The following is a 5762-nucleotide window of genomic DNA, read 5'->3' on the forward strand; positions in this document are numbered from 1 at the left end:
TCCGAACGCAGGCAGGGCGCGCTGGCGCGCGGCGCCGAGGCCGGCTTCGACGCTGTCGCGAATGGCTATGCCGCCGCCTTGCGGTGGGTGCTCGACCGTCAGGCGCTGACGCTGCTGGTCGCCGCAGCCACGCTTGCGCTCACCGTTTATCTCTATGTTGTCATCCCGAAAGGCTTCTTCCCGGTTCAGGACACCGGCGCGATTTCGGCGGTCACCGAGGCCGCGGGCTCGGCCTCCTACGCCGACATGGCAGCGCACCAGCAGGCGCTCGCCGATGTCATCCTCAAGGACCCGGATGTCGCGAGCCTGTCGTCCTTCATCGGCGTCGACGGCCAGAACATGACCGCCAACAGCGGCCACATGCTGATCAATCTCAAGCCGCGCGACGAGCGCGCGGCCGATGCCAGCGCGATCATCCGGCGGCTGGCTCGGGAGACCGACGTCGTGACCGGCATCGCGCTGCACATGCAGCCGGTGCAGGACCTGAGCGTGGACTCCACCTCCAGCGCGTCGCAGTACCAATACGTTCTGCAGGATTCGGATCCGGCCGAGCTGGCGACGTGGACATCAAAGCTCACCGACAGGCTGGTGGCACTTCCCGAACTCGCCGACGTAGCCAGCGACAGCCAGCAGAGCGGGCTTGCGGTCGACATCACCATCGACCGAGCGACGGCGGCACGCTTCGGGATTACGCCAGCGACCGTCGACAACGCGCTCTACGATGCCTTCGGCCAGCGGATCATCTCGACCATCTTCACCCAGTCGAACGAATACCGCGTCATCCTTGAAGCCGACCCCTCGGTGGGACAGACGCCGGCTTCGCTCGGCTCGATCTACCTGCCGTCCTCCGGTTCCGGCCAGGTGCCGCTATCGGCGGTCGCCAGCATCACTGTCCGGCAGGCGCCGCTGCTGGTGAACCACCTTGCCCAGTTCCCGGCCGCGACCATCTCCTTCAATCTCGCGCCCGGCATCTCGCTCGGCGACGCCACCGCGGCGATCAGCAAGGCGGAACATGACATGCAGCCGCCCGCCGGCCTGGTCACCGGCTTCCAAGGCGCCGCGCTTGCCTTGCAAAGCTCGCTCTCCAACGAGCTGCTGCTGCTGCTCGCGGCAGTCGCCACCGTCTATGTCGTGCTTGGCGTGCTTTATGAGAGCTTCATCCACCCGCTGACGATCCTCTCGACGCTGCCCTCGGCAACCGTGGGCGCGCTGGTGGCGCTGATGCTCGCCGGCCACGATCTCGACGTGATCGGCATCATCGGCATCGTGCTCTTGGTCGGCATCGTCAAGAAGAACGCCATCATGATGATCGACTTCGCCCTGCAGGCCGAGCGCCTGCAGGGGCTGGACCCGCGCGAGGCGATTTATGAAGCCTGCTTGCTGCGGTTGCGGCCGATCCTGATGACGACGATGGCCGCGCTGTTCGGGGCGCTCCCGCTCCTGCTCGGCGGCCTTGCCGGCTCGGAATTGCACCAGCCGCTCGGCATCACCATCGTTGGCGGGCTGATCGTCAGCCAGGTGCTGACGCTCTTCACCACGCCGGTGATCTACCTTGCCTTCGATAGACTGACGCGGTCGGGGGCGCGTGAAGCGAGAGCGCCGGCCGGCGGGCTCACGCCGTGAATCTCTCCGCGCCCTTCATCGCCAGGCCGGTCGCCACGACGCTGCTGGCCATCGGATTGGCGGCGGCGGGCCTGATCGCATACGTCAATCTTCCCGTCGCGCCGCTGCCCAAGGTGGATTTCCCGACCATCTCGGTGCAGGCTTCGATGCCGGGCGCCAGCCCCGACACGATGTCGACCGATGTCGCGGCGCCGCTCGAACGGCATCTCGGCCAGATCGCCGGGGTTTCCGAGATGACGTCGCGCTCCGGCACCGGCTCGACCAATGTTGTGCTGCAATTCGACCTCGATCGGGACATCAACGGCGCCGCGCGCGATGTTCAAGCCGCCATCAACGCCGCGCGCGCCGACCTCCCGTCCGACCTGCGCAGCAACCCGACCTACCGCAAATACAATCCCGCCGACGCACCGGTGATGATCCTGGCGCTGACCTCGCGCACACTCACACCCGGTCAGCTCTACGATGCCGCCGCGACCGTGCTGCAGCAGCGCCTGTCCCAGGTCGAGGGTGTCGGCAATGTCGACCTCGGCGGCTCGTCGCTGCCCGCCGTTCGGGTGGAGCTCAATCCGGGGGCGCTGTTCCATTACGGCATCGGCCTGGAGGATGTGCGCGCCGCACTTGCCTCGGCCAATGCCCGCAGTCCGAAGGGCTTCGAGGAGGACGGCGCGCTCCGCTACCAGCTCTACACCAACGACCAGGCGAGCCATGCCGCCGACTATCGCGACCTGGTGATCGCCTGGCGCAACAGTGCGGCGGTGCGCCTCGCCGACATCGCAGATGTCGAGGACTCGGTCGAGGACGTGCGCAATCTCGGTCTCGCCAATGGCGTGCCGGCCGTGCTTTTGGTGCTCTATCGCGAGCCCAACGCCAACATCATCGACACGGTCCACCGCGTGCGCGCGCTGATCCCGACGCTGCAGGCTTCTGTGCCGGCGGATGCGCGCCTCAGCATCGCGTCCGACAGCAGCCTCACCATCCGCGGCTCGCTGCGCGACACCGAGCTGACGCTGGTGCTGGCGGTGCTGCTGGTCGTCTTCGTGGTGTTCTGCTTTTTGCGCGACTGGCGCGCGGCGCTGATCCCGAGCGTGGCGCTGGTCGTCTCGATCCTCGGCACCTTCGGGGCAATGTATCTGCTCGGCTACACGCTCGACAATCTGTCCTTGATGGCGCTCACCATCGCCACCGGCTTCGTCGTCGATGACGCCATCGTGGTGCTGGAAAACATCATGCGCCACATCGAGGACGGCGTGCCGCGCGGCCGGGCGGCGCTGGTCGGCGCTCAGGAGGTCGGCTTCACCGTTCTGTCGATGAGCGCTTCTCTCGTCGCCGTGTTCCTGCCGATTCTGTTGATGGGCGGCATACTCGGCCGCCTGTTCCAGGAATTCGCCATGACCTTGTCGCTGGCCATCGCCATTTCGCTGGTGCTGTCGCTGACGGTGACGCCGATGATGTGCGCCCATTTTTTGCGCGCGGGTGCAGTCCGGTCGGAGCGCCGTTCCATCCTCGCCCGCTTCGGCGAAAGCGTCTTCGAGCGCGTCCGCGCCGGCTACGGCCGCTCGCTAGCCTGGTCGCTCGACAATGCCGAGGCGATGCTCATCATCCTGATCGCGGCCGTCGCGCTCAACGTCTACCTCTATACGATCGTGCCGAAGGGCTTCTTCCCGCAGCAGGACACCGGCGAGCTGATCGGCGGCCTGCGCGCCGACCAGGCCATTTCCTTCCAATTGATGCGGCAGAAATTCGAGCGGCTGGAGACGATCCTGAAGAGCGACCCGGCGGTGGCGAACGTCGTCGGCTATATCGGCGGCCGCCAGACCAACTCCGGCTTTGTCTATGTCAACCTGAAGCCGAAGGGCGATCGTGCGCCGCTGCAAGCGGTGCTGGGGCGGCTGCGCGCGCAGCTCAGGCAATTGCCCGGCGCGCAGCTCTTCCTCAACCCGCGCCAGGAGATCAGGGTCGGCGGCCGCCAGAGCCTCGCCACCTATCAATACACGCTGCAGGCCGATACGACCGCGGATCTCGACGAATGGGCGCCGAAACTCGTCGAATTGCTGAAACAGGCGCGGGAGCTAACCGACGTCAATTCGGACCGCGACGAGGCCGGGCTCGAAACCAACATCACCGTCGACCGCGAGAGCGCGGCCCGGCTCGGCCTGACGCCGGCGAGCATCGACAACACGCTTTACGACGCCTTCGGCCAGCGCCAGGTGTCGACCATCTTCAACGCCCGCAACCAATATCACGTGGTGATGGAAGTCGCGCCGCGCTATCTGCAGGATCCGAGCGCGCTCAACGGCATCTATGTCAGCACCTCGGGCGCGGCGGCGAGCGGCACGCAGAAGACCAACGCGCTGGCCGGCAGCCTGTCGGGCTCGCTGCAGAATCAGGCGACCAATGCGATCGCCGTCACCGGCCACGGCAGCGCCTCGAGCGGCGCCGCCGTCAGCACCTCGGCCGAGACCATGGTGCCGCTCGCCGCCTTCAGCACTTACGGTCCGGCGACCACGCCGCTTTCGGTCAACCACCAGGGCCACTTCGTCGCCACGACGATCTCGTTCAACCTTGCCGATGGCGCCACGCTCGGCGACGCCTCGGCGGCAATCGACCGCGCCATGGCGGAGCTGAAAATGCCGGTGTCGATCCACGGCTCGCTTGCCGGCACGGCACTCGCCTTCCGCTCCAACCTGCTCAACGAGCTTCTGCTGATCGCTGCCGCGCTCGCCACGATCTATGTCGTGCTCGGCGTGCTCTACGAAAGCTACGTGCACCCGATCACCATCCTGTCGACGCTGCCTTCGGCCGGCATCGGCGCGCTGCTCGCGCTCATCGTCACCGGCATGGAATTCGACGTGATCTCGCTGATCGGCATCATCCTGTTGATCGGCATCGTCAAGAAGAACGCCATCATGATGATCGACATGGCCTTGCAGGCCGAGCGCCAGGAAGGGCTTGCGCCGCGAGAAGCCATCCACAAGGCGAGCCTCCAGCGCTTCCGGCCGATCATGATGACGACCTTCGCGGCTTTGCTCGGCGCCTTGCCGTTGGCGCTCGAGACCGGCACTGGGGCGGAGCTGCGCCAGCCGCTCGGCATCGCGATCGTCGGCGGCCTCATCGTCTCGCAGCTTCTCACGCTCTACACCACGCCGGTCGTCTATCTCTATCTCGACCGGCTCAGCGCCGGCAGACCGACGCTGCGAGTGGCGCCGGCGGAGTGATCGGGCACCGCGACCTTGGACTGTTCGACCGCGCGAAGCGAAACAGTTCGGCCCATGAGGCGGCGCGCCTTCATATCGCTCGACGCCACCCAACGCGCTTGATCGTGAGATCTGTGCTATCGCTTCGTGAACTGGCACGATGCTTCATCATCGGATGCGCCCTCGAAGGGCGCGACCAGTTCCTGCTCACCCGGCCATTGCCCGAGCGCTACACCGGGGCGTCGCGAGCGGGCCTTTTGCGTCGCATCTTTGGTCTATAGGTGCTGCCGGGTGAGCGGCAGCACCTCTCTTCATGCCGGTCTCAGCGCTTCGGGCCGAAGCCGGGATAGGGATTGAGCGGCACGATCGCCGCGATGTCCATCATTCCGGCCTCGACTAGGGGCAGGGTGGCGAGATGGCCGCGCACCTCCTTGTCGTCGGCAGCCTCGAACATCATGCCGCTGCCGGGGATGTCACCGCGGTTCCAGACCTGGCGCACGGCGCCTTGCGCATAGAGCGTGCGCCGCTGCTCGGCTTCGCCCGGAAGCAGCGGCGCGAAATCGCTATCGCTGAACTTTTCGGTGTTGCGGGTGAGAAGGGCAAAGAACTGCATGGCGGTCTCCTTTGTGGCCGGTTGATGCGGCAGATATCGCGCCGGCTGGTCAGACTGTCCAAGACTATCAGACCTTGAGGGACTTAAATCATTAGAGACGCAGAATGCTCGACCTGCGGCAGATCCGCTATTTCGTCGCCGTCGCCGAGGCCGGCAATGTCGGCCGCGCCGCCGAGCAGTTGCATATCTCGCAGTCCCCCTTGAGCCGGCAGATCATGCACCTCGAGGAGCAACTCGGCGTCACGCTTTTCGAGCGATCGAAGCAGCGCGTCCGTCTCAACGCCGAGGGCAGGGCTTTCCTTGCCGAGGCGCGCGCTCTGCTCGTCAATGCC

4 protein-coding genes are annotated in these 5762 nt (G+C 66.1%); 3 read left to right on the forward strand and 1 reads right to left on the reverse strand.

All coding sequences use genetic code 11. The features are described 5' to 3' along the window. Both EOA75_RS35260 and EOA75_RS27595 read left to right on the forward strand, forming a co-directional pair. A partial coding sequence (locus tag EOA75_RS35260) for an efflux RND transporter permease subunit (RefSeq protein ID WP_245466757.1) occupies nt 1–1623 on the forward strand: 1623 nt, incomplete at its 5' end. Next, nucleotides 1620–4838, forward strand: coding sequence for an efflux RND transporter permease subunit (locus tag EOA75_RS27595; RefSeq protein ID WP_127325643.1), 3219 nt, complete (start codon nt 1620–1622; stop codon nt 4836–4838). The genes EOA75_RS35260 and EOA75_RS27595, both read left to right, overlap by 4 nt. 301 nt (nt 4839–5139) lie before the next feature. Here EOA75_RS27595 and EOA75_RS27600 read toward each other — a convergent pair whose 3' ends face one another. Continuing rightward, nucleotides 5140–5430, reverse strand: a complete 291-nt coding sequence (locus EOA75_RS27600; protein ID WP_066997354.1) for a muconolactone Delta-isomerase family protein — start codon at nt 5428–5430, stop codon at nt 5140–5142. A gap of 104 nt (nt 5431–5534) precedes the next feature. Here EOA75_RS27600 and EOA75_RS27605 point away from each other — a divergent pair. Beyond that, nucleotides 5535–5762, forward strand: a 228-nt coding sequence (locus EOA75_RS27605) for a LysR family transcriptional regulator (protein WP_127325644.1), incomplete at its 3' end; no start/stop codon positions are given.

It is taken from the genome of Mesorhizobium sp. M1A.F.Ca.IN.022.07.1.1 (genome assembly GCF_003997575.1).
Taxonomy (GTDB): Bacteria; Pseudomonadota; Alphaproteobacteria; order Rhizobiales; family Rhizobiaceae; genus Mesorhizobium.